This window comes from Streptomyces lomondensis, assembly GCF_014651035.1.
Taxonomy (GTDB): Bacteria; Actinomycetota; Actinomycetes; order Streptomycetales; family Streptomycetaceae; genus Streptomyces; species Streptomyces lomondensis.
In genome coordinates, this window is the sequence record NZ_BMWC01000008.1 from 154,775 (window position 1) to 170,640 (window position 15,866).

Consider the following 15,866-nt stretch of genomic DNA (forward strand, 5'->3'; position numbering starts at 1 on the left):
CTCCTCGCAGGCCCTGTGAATCATGGTGGTGTCCGGCACAGGCGGCAACACGGATCGGCTCCGCGTTTCTTCCGGGCCGTGGCACTGCGCAACGCGCCGTCGCAGCTCTAACGGGCCGCGAGCCGGCGTGCCGCTTCCTTCACCGAGGCGCGCAGGCGGTCCCGGTCGGTGTCCTCGTCGCCGAGCAGGATGCGCCGCATCTGCGGCACGACGGCGGTCCAGTTGGCCAGGGCGGTCAGCAGGAACAGCAGGTCGGCCGCCGGGATCGCGTCGGTGACGACTCCCCGGTCCTGGCCGTCCTGGAGGGCGGCGACCTTGCGGGCGTAGTGCTCCTGGCGGTCGGACTCGTGGGGCAGTTCCGTGCTGCCGTACTCCAGGCCCTCCCAGAAGAGCAGGCGCAGCAGCTCGGGGTGGGCGGCGTGGTAGTCCATCAGGCGGTCGATCCAGCTCTCCAGGTCGTCCGGGTCGACGGGGACGGCCTCGGCGAGGTGGAGCATCTTGCGTTCGAGGACGATCGCGAACAGCTCCGCCTTGTTGCCGAAGTAGGCGTAGATGAGCTGCTTGTTGGCCTTCGCCTCGGCGGCGATGCGGTCGATGCGGGCGCCGGCGATGCCGTGCCGGGCGAACTCGGCGACCGCCGCCTCGAAGATCCGGGCCTTGGTGGCCTCGGGGTCCCTTGCTGCCATGGGGGAGAGGGTAGCGCGCCAGGTAACCAACTGTTTGGTTGACAGGGAATGGCGGACCGTCCCAGACTGTTCCCCCATCATCCAACCAACCAGTTAGTTGTTAGAGCCGACTCCAAGGAGTCCTCCCTCATGCCGTCAGCGACCACCACCCCGACCACGCCCGGCCGGGCCGGCACGGCCCCGGGGCGGCCCGCGCGCACGCCCTCCCCCGGTCTCTTCCTCACCCTGCTCGCCGTGTGCAGCGCGGTCACCGCCGCCAACATCTACCTCGCCGCACCGCTGCTCTCGCTCATGGCCCGCGACTTCGGCTCGGCCCCCTCGGCCGTGGCCTGGATCGCCTCGGTCGCCCAGCTCGGCTACGCGGTCGGCCTGCTGTTCTTCGCGCCGCTCGGCGACAGCGCGAACCGGCGCCGGCTGGTCGCCGGGCTCACGCTCGTCACCACGGTCGCGCTGGCCGCCAGTGCGGCCGCCCCGGGCGCCGCCGCCCTCGCGGTCGCCGTGTTCGTCGCCTCGGCCGCGACCGTCATCCCGCAGCTGCTCGTCCCGCTGGTCGCCGAGCGGGCCCCCGCGGAACGGCGGGCCCGCCATGTCGCGGCCGTCATCGCGGGTCTGTTCACCGGGATCGTCGCGGCCCGGGTGCTGGGCGGACTCGCCGGGCAGGCCTTCGGCTGGCGCTGGGTGTTCGCCGGAGCGGCCCTGCTCACCCTCGTCCTGGGGCTCGCGACCGCCGCCGTCCTGCCGTCGCGGCGGCGGCGGGAAGGGCCGCTGTTCGCGGGCCTCGCCGCGCTGCCGTCGGTCCTGCGGCACTCGCCCGACCTGTGGCGGGCGTGCCTGCGGCAGGCCGGGATGTTCGGTGCGTGGAGCGCGCTGTGGACCTCGCTCGCCCTGCTGCTGACCGGGCCGGTGTACGGGCTGTCCACCGCGACCGCCGGGCTCTTCGGGCTCTTCGGGCTGACGGCGACCGCGGTGGCGCCGTTGGCCGGCGGGCTCGTGGACCGGTTCGGCGCGGCGCGGGTCGTGCGGTCCGCGTACCTTCTCGCCGCCGTGTCCGTGCCGCTGTTCTGGCTGGGCGGGCAGGTGCTGGGGGCGCTGTGCGCCGCCGCGGTCCTGATCCACGCGGCGCTGGTCGCCTCCCACGTCGCCAACCAGACGCTCGCCCTGACCGCGACCGCGACGCCGGCCACCGCCAACACCGCCTATGTGGTCGCCGGTTTCGCGGGCGGCGCGGCCGCCTCGGCCCTCGCGGGCGTCGCCTTCAGCCACTTCGGCTGGGGCGGGGTGTGCGCGGTGGCGGGCCTGTGGCTGGTGCTGGGGTGGGGGCTGACCTGGTCGCGGCGGTGAGGTGACGCCGCCGGTGGTCTCGCGCACGGCCTCCGGCCCCGTCGGATGACAGCCGTGCGCTCGTGCGGCCGGGACCGGTCCCGGCCGCACGGCGGTATGTCTGGGTCCGGACACAACGGCCGCGGGGGCAGTGACGTGATCTTGGTTGCCTTGATCGTCGGCGGGATCGCCGCTTACGCCCTTTTCCAGTGGCTGGGCGTCGCCTATTACCTCCTGGCCATCTCCTGGGTCGCCGTCACCGGCGCCGTCCTGTTCTTCCTCGCCGTCGCCTCGCATGCGATCCGGTACGTGCGTGACGTACTGATCCCCGACATGAGGCGGAACCGGCTCATCAAGACGTACAACCGGCTGGGCGGGCAGACGATCTCGCCGCTGAACGTGCACAGCGCGCGCGTGGTCGCCATCGGTCTCGTCCGCAATGAGGCGGACGAGGCGTCACTGCCCCCGGAGACCACCTTCGACGGAATCCCCCTGTCCGAGGTGATGCGTCTGCGCTCGCGGACGTTCTACCTGATCACCACGAAGGCGTCGATCGAACTCTGGGAGCGCCACAAGGCGTCCTTCCTCGACATCGCCTGGTTCGACAAGGAACTGGTCGACTACGAGGTCCACTCGCCCTACTTCCACAGCCACACCATGGAACTGCGTTTCCCCGAGGGCACGTTCATCCGGCTCGCCTACGGTGCGACATGAGACGAGCCCCTGGCCGTGGCCAGGGGCTGTCGGGGTCCGGCCGGGTCAGCCGAGGCTGGTGACGTCCAGCTCGCCCTGCGCGTACTGCCTGCGCAGCACCTTCTTGTCGAACTTGCCGACGCTCGTCTTCGGCACTGCCTCGATCACCGTCCAGCGCTCCGGGAGCTGCCACTTGGCGATCCTGCCCTCGTCGGCGAGGAAGGCGCGCAGGGTCTCGAAGGTGGCGGTGGCGCCCTCCTTGAGGACGACCGTGGCCAGGGGGCGCTCGCCCCACTTGTCGTCGGGGACGGCGACGACGGCCGCCTCGGCGACGTCCGGGTGGGACATGAGCGCGTTCTCCAGCTCCACCGACGAGATCCACTCGCCGCCGGACTTGATGACGTCCTTGGCCCGGTCGGTGAGGGTGAGGTAGCCGTCGGGGGAGATGGTGCCGACGTCTCCCGTCTTCAGCCAGCCGTCCTCGCTGAACTTGTCGGCGGGGCGCAGGGGGTCGGCGTCGGGGCCGTTGTAGTAGGCGCCCGCGATCCAGGGGCCGCGGACCTCCAGCTCGCCGGCCGACTCGCCGTCCCAGGGGAGGCGTTCGCCGCCGGGGCCGGTCAGGCGGGCCTCGACGCCGGCCGGGAAGCGGCCCTGGGTGAGGCGGTAGGCGAACTCCTCCTCCGTGCCGACCACGCCGGCCGGCGGACGGGCGACCGTGCCGAGCGGGGACGTCTCCGTCATGCCCCAGGCGTGGCAGACCCGCATGCCCAGCTTGTCGAAGGCCTCCATCAGCGACGGCGGACAGGCCGAGCCGCCGATCGTGACCTGGGTGAGGGAGGAGACGTCCCGGGGGTGCGCGGTCAGCTCGGCGAGCAGGCCCTGCCAGATGGTCGGGACGGCCGCCGCGTGGGTCGGCTTCTCGCTCTCGATCATCGCGGCGAGGGGGGCCGGCTGGAGGAAGCGGTCCGGCATCAGCATGTTCACGCCGGTCATGAAGGTGGCGTGCGGCAGCCCCCACGCGTTCACGTGGAATTGCGGGACCACGACCAGCGAGGTGTCCTGGTCGGTCAGGCCCATCGACTGGGCCATGTTGACCTGCATGGAGTGCAGATAGATGGAGCGGTGGCTGTAGACCACGCCCTTGGGGTCGCCGGTGGTGCCGGAGGTGTAGCACATGGCGGCGGCCTGGCGCTCGTCCAGCTCGGGCCAGTCGTAGGAGGTCGGCTTCCCGGCGAGCAGGTCCTCGTACTCGTGCACCCGCGCGGTCGCGTCCGCGAGCAGGGAGCGGTCTCCGGGGCCCGTCACGACCACGTGCTCGACGGTCTTCAGGTGCGGCAGCAGCGGGGCGAGCAGGGGGAGCAGCGAACCGTTGGCGATGATCACGCGGTCGGCGGCGTGGTTGACGATCCAGGCCAGCTGCTCGGGCGGGAGGCGGAGGTTCAGGGTGTGCAGGACCGCGCCCATGGACGGGATCGCGAAGTAGGCCTCCACATGCTCCGCGTTGTTCCAGGCCAGCGTCGCGACCCGCTCGTCGGCGGTGACGCCGAGGTCCTCCCGGAGGGCGTGGGCCAGCTGGGCCGCGCGGGCGCCGATCTCCGCGAAGGAGCGGCGGTGCGGCTCGTCCTCACCGGTCCACGTGGTCACCTGCGATGAACCGTGGATCGTCGACCCGTGGGTCAGGATCCTCGAGATCAGCAGCGGTACGTCCTGCATCGTGCTCAGCACGGCGTCCTCCCGGGGCGACATTGCCTACGCGGTGGTAAAGGTTGCGCTGATTCTGCGCACATACCACTCGGTATGTCACTAGGAGGCGGTGATCGATCAGCTGACGTTAGCCCACGCTTCGGCTCAGGACCGAACAAGTCCCAGATCAGGGTCCTCGCGCAGCTTGCCGAGCGCGCGGGAGACGGCCGACTTCACCGTGCCCACCGACACGCCGAGCACCTCGGCCGTCTGGACCTCGCTGAGGTCCTCGTAATACCTGAGGACTACCATCGCCCGCTGCCGCGCGGGCAGCCGCATGATCGCCCGCCACATCGCGTCGTGCAGCGCCTGCTGCTCGGCCGGGTCGTCACCGCCGGGCACCGGATCCGGCTCGGGCAGCTCGTCGCAGGCGAACTCGTCGACCTTGCGCTTGCGCCACTGCGACGTCCGCGTGTTCAGCAGCGCCCGGCGCACATAGCCGTCGAGGGCTCGGTGGTCCTCGATGCGCTCCCAGGCGACGTACGTCTTGGCGAGCGCGGTCTGCAACAGGTCTTCGGCGTCGCTCGGGTTGCCGGTGAGCGAGCGGGCGGTACGCAGCAGCACCGGCTGGCGGGCCCTGACGTACGACGAGAACGACGGGTACGGAAGGGTCTGCGCCGCTGGTGCGGCCGCCTTCGAAGCGCTGGTGCAGACGGGTGTGGTCATGGCTCAACGCTATGAGCGGCGCCCTGCCGAGCGGATCGGCCGCAGGTCCCGAAGCGGTGTCCCCCTCAGGTTGTAGGGGTGGGGCTGACTGCACCTCCTGTAGGTGGAGCGCAGGGCCCGGGGTACTGCGGGATCACCCCTGGGGGCCGGCGGTCAGGACGAGCCCCGACGTAGGCACGCCCGTCCCGGCCGTCACCAGGACCCGTTCCGCCCCCGGCACCTGGTTCACCGCCGTCCCCCTGAGCTGCCGGACGGCCTCCGCGATCCCGTTCATGCCGTGCAGGTACGCCTCCCCCAGCTGCCCGCCGTGCGTGTTGAGCGGCAGCCGCTCCTCGGCCACGAAGTCGGGTGCCTCGCCGGGGCCGCAGAAGCCGAACTCCTCCAGCTGCGTGAGCACGAACGGCGTGAAGTGGTCGTAGAGGATGCCCACGTCGATGTCGGCCGGTGCGAGCCCCGAGGTGCGCCACAGCTGTCGGGCCACCACCGCCGTCTCGGGCAGGCCGGTGAGGTCGTCCCGGTAGAAGCTTGTCATCTGCTCCTGCGCGCGTCCCGCGCCCTGGGCGGCCGCCGTGATCACGGCCGGCCGGTGCGGCAGGTCGCGGGCCCGTTCGACGGAGGTGACGACGAGCGCCTGTCCGCCGTCCGTCTCCTGGCAGCAGTCGAGCAGCCTGAGCGGCTCGACGATCCAGCGGGAGGCGGCGTGGTCGGCGAGGGTGATGGGCCGGCCGTGGAAGTACGCCGCCGGGTTGGTCGCCGCGTGCTTGCGGTCGACGACGGCCACGTGCCCGAACGCCTCCGGGGTCAGCCCGTAGGTGTGGAGGTACCGCTGGGCCGCCATCGCCACCCACGAGGCGGGGGTGAGCAGTCCGAACGGCAGCGACCAGCCGAGCGCCGCGCCCTCCGCCGTCGGCTCCCGGTGCCGCACCCCGGAGCCGAAGCGGCGGCCGGAGCGCTCGTTGAACGCCCGGTAGCAGACGACCACGTCCGCCACGCCCGCGGCGATCGCGAGGGCGGCCTGCTGGACGGTGGCGCAGGCCGCTCCGCCGCCGTAGTGGATCCGGGAGAAGAAGGAGAGCTCGCCGATGCCCGCCGCCTGGGCGACGGTGATCTCGGGGCTGGTGTCCATGGTGAAGGTGACCATCCCGTCGACGTCGGCCGGTGTCAGCCCGGCGTCCGCGAGGGCCGCGCGCACCGCCTCGACGGCGAGGCGCAGTTCGCTGCGGCCCGAGTCCTTGGAGAACTCGGTGGCCCCGATGCCGACGACGGCCGCGCGCCCGCCGAGACCGTCCCGGCTTCTCAGGCTCATGCCGGGACCCGCACGGTGACCGTGCCGGTGACGTGCCGGCCGATGCCGTTGACGCCGACGATCCGGACCGTCGCCGTGTCGCCGTCGACCTCCTCGACCGTGCCCGTCAGCACCATCGTGTCGCCGGGGTGGTTGGGCGCGCCGAGCCGGATGGCCACCCGGCGCAGCTCCGCCCGGGGGCCGAAGTGGCCGGTGACGTAGCGGCCGACCAGGCCGTTGGTCGTCAGGATGTTCATGAAGATGTCGGGGGAGCCCTTCTGCCGGGCGAGCTCCGGGTCGTGGTGGACGTCCTGGTAGTCGCGGGAGGCGATCGCCCCGGTGACGATCAGGGTGCGGGTGATGGGGATCTCCAGCGGCGGAAGGCGGTCGCCGGCGTTCACGGCGCCACCCCCTGGAAGACCGGCAGCACCAGCTCCTCGTCGTAGCGCCGGAACTCCAGCCGCACCGGCATGCCGATCCGCACCTTGTCGTACGGCACCCCGACCACGTTGCTGACGATCCGCACACCCTCGGCGAGCTCGATCAGTCCGACCGCGTAAGGAGGCTCGAAGGCCGGGAAGGGCGGGTGGTGCATGACGACGTACGAGTAGACCGTGCCCTCGCCGCTCGCCTCGACGGTGTCCCAGTCCGGGGAGCCGCAGCCGTTGCACCCCGGCAGCCAGGGGAAGCGCAGGGCGCGGCAGGCGGTGCAGCGCTGGATCAGCAGCTCGTGGCGGGCCACGCCCTCCCAGAAGCCGGCGTTGTCGCGGTTGACGACGGGGCGCGGGCGGCGCTCCCGCGGTTTCTCCGGTCGGCGTGCGGGGGCGTACTTGAGGATGCGGAAGCGGTGGGTGCCGGCGAGTTCGCCGCCCGCGCGGACGTCCGTGCGGGTCGTGACGAAGTAGCCGGTGCCCAGCTTCGTGGTCTTGCGGTCCGACACCGACTCGATCACGGAGTCGAAGGTGATCTCGTCCCCCGGGCGCAGGGGGCGCAGGTACTCCTGCTCGCAGTCGGTGGCGACGACGGCGGTGCAGCCCGCCTCGTCGAGCAGGCCGAGCAGTTCGTCGTAGGCGGCCGCGCGCCCCGGGTGGCCGGACAGGCCGCCCATCGTCCACACCTGGAGCATGGTGGGCGGGGCCACCGCGTCGGGTCCCGTGTAGGCGGGGTGGGTGTCGCCCATCGCCTCGCACCAGTGGCGGATCATCGGCGCGTTGACGGGGTCCTTTCCCACGCCGGTGACGGCCGCGGGCCGCCCCTCGTAGGCCTTCAGGCGCGCGTCGAACTCCTCGTGGACATCGGGCTCAGCGCTCACAGTTTCTGACTGTCCGTCAGATATTGGGGTCTGTCAAGGTCGTCCGCCGCACGCGGAAAGCGCCTGGGCGGCGGTACCGAAGTACCGCCGCCCAGGCGCTTGTCACCCCACGAAGCACACCCACAGGAAACGGGCCGGTGCCGGTACACCGGCCCGCTCAGCTCACCACAGGGGGGCGAAGCTGACGGCGGTGTTGTCGTTGCCCTGGTTGACGGCCGTGAACGCCGAGCCGTTGACCTGGGCGGTGTTGCTCTGGTTCGAGGCGCCGTCGCCGACGGCCTGCTGCTGGGTGGTGGCCGAGTTGCCGAAGTTGTCGCCGCCGACTCCGCCGATGAGGCCCTGCTCGGCCTCCGTGGCGGACGCGATCGAACCGTTGTCCGCGAAGGCGCCGTTGTCCGCCGTCGCAACACCGGTGAAGAGAGCGGCTGCGAGCGGCAGGGCGGAGACGGCTGCGATGACGCGGGCGGTACGGAGACTTGCCATGTTTCTTGTCCCTCCAGGACTTCAGAACCGAGGACGCACCGACTTATGGCCGTCTGTGCGTGAAGTACTGCTGCCACCAGGGAAGTTGGCCGGCCGCCCCGGTGCGGTGCTCGACGTCGCGAGTCCAGAGTTGCCCACCGAATCCCCGGCGAACCACCCCGAAAGCCGCTATTCGCTCTCAAGCGTGATGACAAGTCGATAAACCCCTTTGCGTCACTTCCGTCCCGGACGGGGGCACAAGGGGGCGTTCGAACCCAGGTGCCGCAAGGGCCGAAGCGTTCCAGCACTTTTCCCCGACGGCACTCCGCCCCGGCGCGTCGCACCCGCTCCCTCTTTCCTTTTTCGAACGTACGTACGAAACTAGGAGCATGGCCACCACCGACCGGCAGGCCACGACGCTGGCCCTCGCACACGCCCTGTCAGCCGCCGAACGCGGACTGGCCGTCATCCCCCTGTCCCGCACCAAGCTCCCGGCGCTGCGCTCCCCGCACCGCGACGACCCCGCCCCGTCCCCCTGCCACGGCGAGTGCGGCCGCCTCGGCCACGGGGTGTACGACGCCTCCAGCGACCCGGCCCGCATCCGCGAACTGTTCGCCGCGGCGCCCTGGGCGAGCGGCTACGGCATCGCCTGCGGCCTGCCCCCGCACCACCTGATCGGCATCGACCTGGACGTGAAGACCGGCACGGACTCCTCGGCCGCCCTGCGCGAGCTGGCCCTGCGGCACCTGTTCACCATCCCCCCGACCGTGGTGGTGCTGACCCCGTCCGGCGGGCGTCACCTGTGGCTCAGCGGCCCGCCCGACGTGGTGGTCCCCAACTCGGCGGGCCGCCTCGCCCCCGGCATCGACATCCGGGGCGCCGGCGGCTACCTCGTCGGCCCGGGCTCCCGCACGGGCCAGGGCGTGTACGCCGCCGCGCCCGGCACCGCGCACCTGCCCCCCGCCCGCTGCCCGCGCTCCCTGCTGCGCCTGCTGCTCCCGCCGCCCCGCGCCCACCACCCCACGCCCCCGTCGGCCGGCGGACACGGCCAGGGCCTGGTCCAGTTCGTGCTCGCCGCCCACGAGGGCCAGCGCAACACCCGCCTGTTCTGGGCGGCCTGCCGCGCCTACGAGGACGGCATCGGCCCCGCGCTCGTGGACCCCCTGGTCGAGGCGGCCCTGAACACCGGCCTGTCCGAACGGGAGGCCCGGGCGACGATCGCCTCGGCGGCACGGCTGACGGGGCACCGGCCGTGAGCCGGACCCCGTCCACGAGCACCGAAAGACCCCCATGCACCGCACGCCAAACCGCCGGCCCTGGCGCTCGCCCGCCTCCTCCTGGCCTCCGGCCGCCCGGTGGATCTCGCCGACCTGCGGTTCACGTCGACGTACGGCGACCTGCGGGAGGGCTATCCCTGCAAGACGGTGAACGACCTGCGGATCCGCGGCCTGCTGCGGGCCGCCGAGCGGGCCCACCCCGGCACGCCGGTGCATCTCGTCCCGCCGCCGCGCGAGTATCCCGACCAGTACGCGGGCGGCCTCGGGCCCGTCGAGGTGCTGCCCGCCGTGGCCTGCCTCGGCACGTTCCACTCCACGGCCCTCGACCCGGCCCACGACCCGGTCGCGTACCGCTCCCGGCTCACCGTCCTCTGGTTCCAGTCCGCGCCGCACCTGCCGTCGGGGTGCGGCCCGGAGCAGGCGCTGCGGGACCTCGACTGGCCGGGACTGGCCCGGGACACCCGGGCGCCTGCGTAGGGTCGTCCGATGAGCGTCTCCCGTACGGAACTGCTGCGCGCGCAGTTCGAGTTGACCTGGTCCCTGTTCGAGTACCACCTGGAGCGGCTGGAGCCGGAGGACTTCCTCTGGGAGCCCGCGCCGCTCGTCTGGACCATGCGCCGGTCCGCCGACGGCAGCTGGGTGCCGGACTGGGCGGACACCGAGCCGGACCCCGTGCCCGTGCCCACCGTCGCCTGGGTGAGCTGGCACATCGGGTGGTGGTGGAGCGTCACCCTCGACCACGCGCAGGGCCGCCCGCCCCGCGACCGCACGGACGTCGTATGGCCCGGCGCGGGCGAGCCGACCGTCGAGTGGCTGCGCGGCCTGCGCACGCAGTGGCTGACGGTCCTGGACGACCTCACGGACACCGGCCTGGACGCCCCGGCCGGGTTCCCCGTGCCCGACGACCCTCAGTACACGGTCGCGCACATGGCGGCCTGGGTGAACACGGAACTGACGAAGAACGTCAGCGAGATCGGCCAGCTGCGCATGCTGAGGGCGGCCTCGGCGGTACGTCAAAATCACTAACCGCAAGCCTGTGACCAGCGACAAAGCAGTTCGTTGAAGCGGGCATGCGATCTCGTCTGCTCTCCCGTGCCGCCGTGCTGCTCGTCGCTCTCGTCGTTCTCCAGGCCGGCTCGCCCGCCCAGGCCGCCGAGGGCGGCGGAGGCGGCGGCAGCCGGTCGGGTTCGATCGATCCGCTCACGCCGTTCGCGCAGGGCGCCTCGGCCCTCGCCGGCATGGCCCAGCCGTTCTACAACGCGTTCAGCCAGACCGTGTCCCCGCCGCGGAAGGCCTGACCGAGCGGCGGGGCCGCGCGGCGCGTGCCATCGTGGGGGCATGAGCATCGACGTTCGCCCCGCCACGGACTTCGAGGACGTCCGTGCCGTGCTCGGCCCGAAGTCGCCGACCGCGAACGTCTGCTGGTGCCTGAGCTACCGGATCCCCTCCAAGCTCAACAACGAACTGCGCGGCGAGGCCCGCGGCGCGTACGTCGCCGAGCTGTGCCGCGCGGACCCGCCCCCCGGCGTGCTCGCCTACGACGGTGACGAACCGGTCGGCTGGGCCGCCGTCGCTCCGCGCGCGGACACCTCCTTCGCCCGCAACCGCAAGATCCCGCACGTCGACGACCTGCCCGTCTGGTCGCTGTGGTGCGTCCGGGTCCGCCCCGGTCACCGCAAGCAGGGCATCTCGCACGCCCTCATCGCCGGCGCGGTGGAGTTCGCCCGCGCCCACGGCGCACCGGCGGTCGAGGCCTACCCCCTCGACAACGGCGACGCCAAGGTCGACCTGACCATGGCCTACGCCGGCCTGCGGAAGAACTTCGAACGCGCCGGCTTCGCCTACGCGGCGCCCACCACCTCGGTCCTGGCCGGCCATCCCCGGGTCCTGATGCGCCTGGACCTGCGCTGAGAAAAGGCTCGACCGCTGGCGACGGGGGATGCACCAGCGGTCGAGCTATGGCCAAGGGTAACAAGCGCTTGCCCAGCGCGAGCCGACCATCCGTCAGGAAGTCGGCGTTGTGACTCGTATCACTCAACTCCCGTGACAGTTCGGCCTGTTGTGCACATGCCTCCCGTCAGCCGGCGCACGGCGGGTCGTACGAGAGCCGGGGCAGGTACTCGCTCCAGGTGTCCGGCGTCAGCACGCCCCGGGTCATCGAGCAGACGCGGCGTACGGCCTGGTCGACGTCCAGGTTCCAGATCCGGATGGTGTCGGCGCCGCTCGACACGGCCAGCATGTGGCTGTTCGGGCTGAACGACAGGTAGTTGCCGGTCTTGGCGCTGGGGCTCATCGACTGGCCGATCGCGGTGGCCCGGGAGGGGTCGGAGACGTTCCACAGCCGGACGGTGCTGTCGTTGCCGCCGCTCGCCAGGGTGCGCCCGTCCCGGCTGAACGTCAGGGACACCACCGCTTCCGTGTGACCGGTGAGGCGCGCCTGTTCGGACGCGCCGGCGGGGTCCGTGACGTCCCAAAGGCGGACGGAGCTGTCGTCGCCGGCGCTGGCGAGCGTTCTGCCGTCGCGGCTGAAGGCGAGGGAGTTGACGGCTCCGAGATGGCCTCTGAGGGGTGTGCCGAACAGGGTGACCCGGCCGGGGTCGGCCGCGTTCCACAGCCGGATGGTGCCGTCCGCGCTGCCGCTGGCGAGCGTCCGGCCGTCCGGGCTGAAGACGAGGAAGTTGACGTAGCCCTTGTGCCCGGTGAGGGGAGCGCCGAGGGCCCGGGGCCGGGTCGGGTCGCCGATGTCCCAGAGCTGGATGGTGCGGTCGTCGTGGGCGGTGGCCAGGGTGTGCCCGTCCGGGCTGAACGCCAGCGGGTCGGCGTACCGGATGCGCAGGGGAAGCGGGGACCCGTATGGAACAGGGCGTTCCGGATCGCTGAGGTTCCACAGCTGCACGGCCCGGTTGCCCGTCACCGCCGCGAGGGTGCGGCCGTCCGGGGAGAACTCCAGGGAGCGTACGTCGCCCTTCCCCGGCCGGAACGGCTCGCCCATCGGCACCGGCCTGCCGGGCTTGCGCACGTCCCACAGCCGGACCCGGCCGTCCCGCCCCGCTGTCGCGAGCACCCGCCCGTCCGGGCGGAACGTCCCGGTCCGGCCGGTCATGTCCGAGGTCGGCAGCGCCCACAGGCGGACCTTGTTGTCGCCCGTGCCGGTGGCGAGGGTGCGCCCGTCGGGGCTGAAGCCGAGCGCGTACATCTCGCCGCTGCTTCCCGCCAGGGGACCGCCGACCTGCGACGGGTACTCCGGATCACTGACCTTCCACAGACTCGCGGTGCTGTCCGCGCTGGCGGCGGCGAGCATGTTCCCGTCGGGGCTGAAGGCGACCGACCAGATCGGGCCGGTGTGGCCGGTGAGCGGCGCTCCGATCTGTTCCGGGTGGTGCGGATCGGCCATGTTCCACAGCCGGACGGTGTTGTCCTCACCGCCGCTGGCGAGCGTCCGGCCGTCGGGGCTGAAGGCCACGGAGTGCACGAGGGCGCTGTGCCCGGTCAGCGGCCTGCCGACCGGCGCCGGACGCCCGGGCTCGGTCACGTCCCACAGCCGGATCGTGCCGTCGTCGCCGCCCGCCGCCAGCGTCCGGCCGTCCGGGCTGAACGCCACCGAGCGCACCGCGGCCGTGTGCCCGGTCAGCGGCTCGCCGAGCGCCCGCGGCCGCCGCGGGTCGGCCACGTCCCAGAGCCGGACGGTGTGGTCCTCGGCGGCGGAGGCCAGCGTGCGCCCGTCCGGGCTGAAGGCGATCAGGTAGATCGTGCCGTCGTGGCCGGTCAGGGGCCGGCCGAGCGACTGCGGGCGGCCAGGGCTGGTCACGTCCCACAGCCGGATCGTGCCGTCGTCGGAGGCGCTCGCGAGCGTACGGCCGTCCGGGCTGAAGATCGCGCTGCTCACCCAGCTCGTGTGGCCGGTGAGCGGCTTGCCCAGGGGACTCGGACGCCTGGGGTCGGCCACGTTCCACAGCCGGACCGTCCGGTCGTAGCTGGCGGTGGCCAGGGTCCGGCCGTCCGGGCTGAACGTCGTGAGGTAGACGGCGCCCGTGTGCCCGGGCAGGGGCGTGGCCAGCGGGGCGTTCACGACGGAGAGCAGGCGGCTGTTCGCGCCCTTGTCGTCCGGCCGCAGCCGGTGTGCCACCAGGTCGAGCTGCGCGGACAGCGACGGATCCGTGTCCTGGACGCGGTCGGCCTGCGCGAGCACCTGCTCGAACACCGCGTCGTCCCGCTGCTTCCAGGCGACGACGGCCGTCCCGGCGGCCAGCACCGCCAGCGCCACCAGCGCCGCCACCGCGCCCCGGCTGATCCAGATGACGCGTCTGCGCAGCCTGACCGAGGCGGCCAGGAACTCCACCGCGCTCCGGGTCAGGAACCTGTCCCCGGCGGATCTCGCCCAGGCATGGGCCTGTTCCAGCCGGGAGCCCCGGTAGAGCAGCGAGGTGTCGCGGTCCGACTCCTCCCAGGCCCGGCCGTCCTCCTCCAGGCGCTGGCGCAGCAGGTTGCCCTGCCGGTCCTCGTCGATCCAGTCCCGCAGGCGCGGCCAGGCGTGCAGCAACGCCTCGTGGGTGATCTCCACGGTCTCCGCGTCGAGCGTCACCAGCCGGGCGCGGACCAGCGCCTCCAGGGACTCCTCGGTCTTGCCGGGGTCGGTCGACTCCTCCGCCAGCTGGCGCCGGGTCCCGCGCCGGCGCGTGGCCTGGGTGTCCTCGCCCAGCCGGACCAGCCTGAGCAGGAGCAGCCGGGCCGCCGTGCGCGCCGCCGGGTCGAGGCCGGTCCAGGCCCGTTCGGCGGTCGCCGCGACCGCGCCCTGGATGCCGCCGGCCGCGCGGTAGCCGGCGAGCGTCAGCCGGCCCGCCTTCCTGCGCTGCCAGGTGGCGAGCAGGGCGTGCGACAGCAGTGGCAGCACCCCGGCGTCGTGCGCCCCGCGCGGGCCGTCGGCGCTCACCTCCCGGACGATCAGCTCGGCCAGGCCCGGTTCCAGCTCCAGCCCGACGGCCTTGGCCGGGCCGGTCACCGCCTCGCGCAGCTCGGCGGTGGTGAGCGGCCCGAGCACCATGTGCCGGTGCTGGAGCGCGTCGGCCAGTTCGGGGTATCGGAGGCACTGCTCGTAGAAGTCGGCCCGGATGCCCAGGACCACCACCGCCGGGGCCGGTTCGCCGGGGCCGGCGGGTGAGCAGGCGGCGTGCAGGACCTCGATGAAGGCACGCCGGTCCGCCTCGTCGGGGCAGAGGGTGAACGTCTCCTCGAACTGGTCCACGATGACGACCGGCCGGGCGGCGGTGGGCGCCGCGCGGCGGGCCCAGGCGGTGACGGCGGCGCGGACCGCTTCGGCGCGGGGCGGAGCGGCGGCGTCCGAGCGGGGCGGAGTGACCGCTTCCGCGCGGGGGGAAGTGGCCGCCGCTTCCGCGCGGGGCTGAGCGCCGGGCTTTACGGCCGGGGGGCCGGGCTTTACGGCCGTGGGGCCGGGGTTCAGGGCCGTGGGGCCGGGTGTTGGGGCCGCGGGGTCGGGCTTTACGGCCGTGGGGTCGGCGGCGGGATTCTCCGGCGCCGGTCCGGCCGCGGACGGGACGCCGTCCCTCTCTCTTGCAGTCGTCTCTCCGGCAGGCGTCCCCTCTGCCCCGGGTCGGACCGGTGCCGACACGACCGGCCCCAGCTCGGGGATGCACCGGGCCAGCTCGGCCATCGGATCGGCGCCCGGAACGAGCTGCACCACTTCCCGGGCCCGACCGCCGCCGTCGCCACCGTCGTCGTCACCGTCGTCGCCGCCCAGCGCGCCGTCCCGCAGCGCGGGCACCAGACCGGCGTTCAGCAGCGACGACTTCCCCGCCCCCGACGCGCCGACGAGCATGACCAGGCCGCCCGTCTCCGCCACGGCCCGCAACTGGGCGACGAGCGCGTCCGTGCTCCGCTCCCGGCCGAAGAACCACCGGGCGTCCTCCCGGCGGTAGGAGGCCAGCCCCCGGTACGGGCACACCCCGCCGGGCGCGGCCGGGGCCTCGGCCGGATCCTGCTCCTGTTCCGGGGACGCGGCAGGACGCTCGCCGACCGGGTCGGCCACCGCGCGTTCCCACAGCCGCTGCCACTGGCCGAGGTCGTACAGGCCCGGGGACACCGGCGTGGGCCGCTCGCGCCGCGCCTCGGGGATCAGCACGTGCAGCACCGCCGCGAGGGCGGGGAACTGCGCGGGTACGTTCCGGGCCCGCCGCCAGTCGCTGATGCGCTGGGCGGACACCCGCACGGGCCGCCCGCGTTCGTCGACCCGCTGGAGCCGCCCGACCGCTTCGGACACACGTTTGAGTGGAGGGTTGCCGGCTTCCTTGTACAGCAGTGCGAGGCGTTCTGCGAAGGCGGTGCGTGCCCCCGAGTCGGAACTCAAGGTTTCCACTCCTCACTTCCCGCGCCTGGACGTCCGGACCGGAAAACTCACTCTATATGGC

The 15,866-nt window shown here is 72.9% G+C and carries 15 protein-coding genes; 7 read left to right on the forward strand and 8 right to left on the reverse strand.

The features are described 5' to 3' along the window. Positions 1 to 107: 107 nt before the first annotated feature. Positions 108 to 686, reverse strand: a complete 579-nt coding sequence (locus tag IE255_RS25795; protein ID WP_190052751.1) for a TetR/AcrR family transcriptional regulator — start codon at positions 684 to 686, stop codon at positions 108 to 110. Between the two features lie 129 nt (positions 687 to 815). On the opposite strand from IE255_RS25795, the gene IE255_RS25800 reads away from it, so the two are divergent. Together IE255_RS25800 and IE255_RS25805 are read left to right on the forward strand one after the other, a co-directional pair. After that, a complete protein-coding gene (locus IE255_RS25800; RefSeq protein ID WP_190052752.1) occupies positions 816 to 2,027 on the forward strand; it encodes an MFS transporter in 1,212 nt (403 codons plus the stop codon). A gap of 135 nt (positions 2,028 to 2,162) precedes the next feature. Then, entirely contained in the window at positions 2,163 to 2,720 is a 558-nt protein-coding gene (locus IE255_RS25805) for a hypothetical protein (protein WP_190052753.1), read from the forward strand. Positions 2,721 to 2,765: 45 nt separating this feature from the next. Here IE255_RS25805 and IE255_RS25810 read toward each other — a convergent pair whose 3' ends face one another. From IE255_RS25810 to IE255_RS25835, 6 genes are all read right to left on the reverse strand, one after another. Then, positions 2,766 to 4,445: a long-chain fatty acid--CoA ligase gene (locus tag IE255_RS25810; RefSeq protein WP_190052754.1), complete on the reverse strand. Its 1,680-nt coding sequence runs from the start codon at positions 4,443 to 4,445 to the stop codon at positions 2,766 to 2,768. Positions 4,446 to 4,547: 102 nt separating this feature from the next. Next, positions 4,548 to 5,108, reverse strand: a complete 561-nt coding sequence (locus IE255_RS25815; RefSeq protein ID WP_190052755.1) for a SigE family RNA polymerase sigma factor — start codon at positions 5,106 to 5,108, stop codon at positions 4,548 to 4,550. Between the two features lie 133 nt (positions 5,109 to 5,241). Further along, positions 5,242 to 6,414, reverse strand: a complete 1,173-nt coding sequence (locus IE255_RS25820) for a lipid-transfer protein (RefSeq protein ID WP_190052756.1) — start codon at positions 6,412 to 6,414, stop codon at positions 5,242 to 5,244. After that, positions 6,411 to 6,794, reverse strand: a complete 384-nt coding sequence (locus IE255_RS25825; RefSeq protein WP_190052757.1) for a MaoC family dehydratase — start codon at positions 6,792 to 6,794, stop codon at positions 6,411 to 6,413. Before IE255_RS25825 ends, IE255_RS25820 begins: the two co-directional genes overlap by 4 nt. Continuing rightward, positions 6,791 to 7,705 (reverse strand): bifunctional MaoC family dehydratase N-terminal/OB-fold nucleic acid binding domain-containing protein, encoded by a 915-nt coding sequence (locus IE255_RS25830; RefSeq protein ID WP_190052758.1) that lies wholly within the window; start codon positions 7,703 to 7,705, stop codon positions 6,791 to 6,793. Before IE255_RS25830 ends, IE255_RS25825 begins: the two co-directional genes overlap by 4 nt. 162 nt (positions 7,706 to 7,867) lie before the next feature. Next, complete coding sequence (locus IE255_RS25835) at positions 7,868 to 8,188, reverse strand: hypothetical protein (RefSeq protein WP_190052759.1); 321 nt, start codon at positions 8,186 to 8,188, stop codon at positions 7,868 to 7,870. A gap of 368 nt (positions 8,189 to 8,556) precedes the next feature. Here IE255_RS25835 and IE255_RS25840 point away from each other — a divergent pair, with 368 nt between their 5' ends. From IE255_RS25840 to IE255_RS25860, 5 genes are read left to right on the forward strand one after another with little or no spacing between them, the layout of a single operon-like run. Continuing rightward, on the forward strand, positions 8,557 to 9,423 hold the full coding sequence (locus tag IE255_RS25840) for a bifunctional DNA primase/polymerase (protein WP_190052760.1): 867 nt from the start codon (positions 8,557 to 8,559) through the stop codon (positions 9,421 to 9,423). 60 nt (positions 9,424 to 9,483) lie between these two features. Further along, positions 9,484 to 9,921 (forward strand): hypothetical protein, encoded by a 438-nt coding sequence (locus tag IE255_RS25845; RefSeq protein ID WP_190052965.1) that lies wholly within the window; start codon positions 9,484 to 9,486, stop codon positions 9,919 to 9,921. A 9-nt stretch (positions 9,922 to 9,930) separates the two neighbouring features. Continuing rightward, entirely contained in the window at positions 9,931 to 10,470 is a 540-nt protein-coding gene (locus IE255_RS25850; RefSeq protein WP_190052761.1) for a DinB family protein, read from the forward strand. Between the two features lie 44 nt (positions 10,471 to 10,514). Then, a complete protein-coding gene (locus IE255_RS25855) occupies positions 10,515 to 10,742 on the forward strand; it encodes a hypothetical protein (RefSeq protein WP_190052762.1) in 228 nt (75 codons plus the stop codon). A 40-nt stretch (positions 10,743 to 10,782) separates the two neighbouring features. After that, positions 10,783 to 11,355 (forward strand): GNAT family N-acetyltransferase, encoded by a 573-nt coding sequence (locus IE255_RS25860; RefSeq protein WP_190052763.1) that lies wholly within the window; start codon positions 10,783 to 10,785, stop codon positions 11,353 to 11,355. A 166-nt stretch (positions 11,356 to 11,521) separates the two neighbouring features. Here the strand turns inward: IE255_RS25860 and IE255_RS25865 are convergent, their stop codons facing one another. Continuing rightward, positions 11,522 to 15,814: an nSTAND1 domain-containing NTPase gene (locus tag IE255_RS25865; protein WP_372487584.1), complete on the reverse strand. Its 4,293-nt coding sequence runs from the start codon at positions 15,812 to 15,814 to the stop codon at positions 11,522 to 11,524. Positions 15,815 to 15,866: the final 52 nt, after the last annotated feature.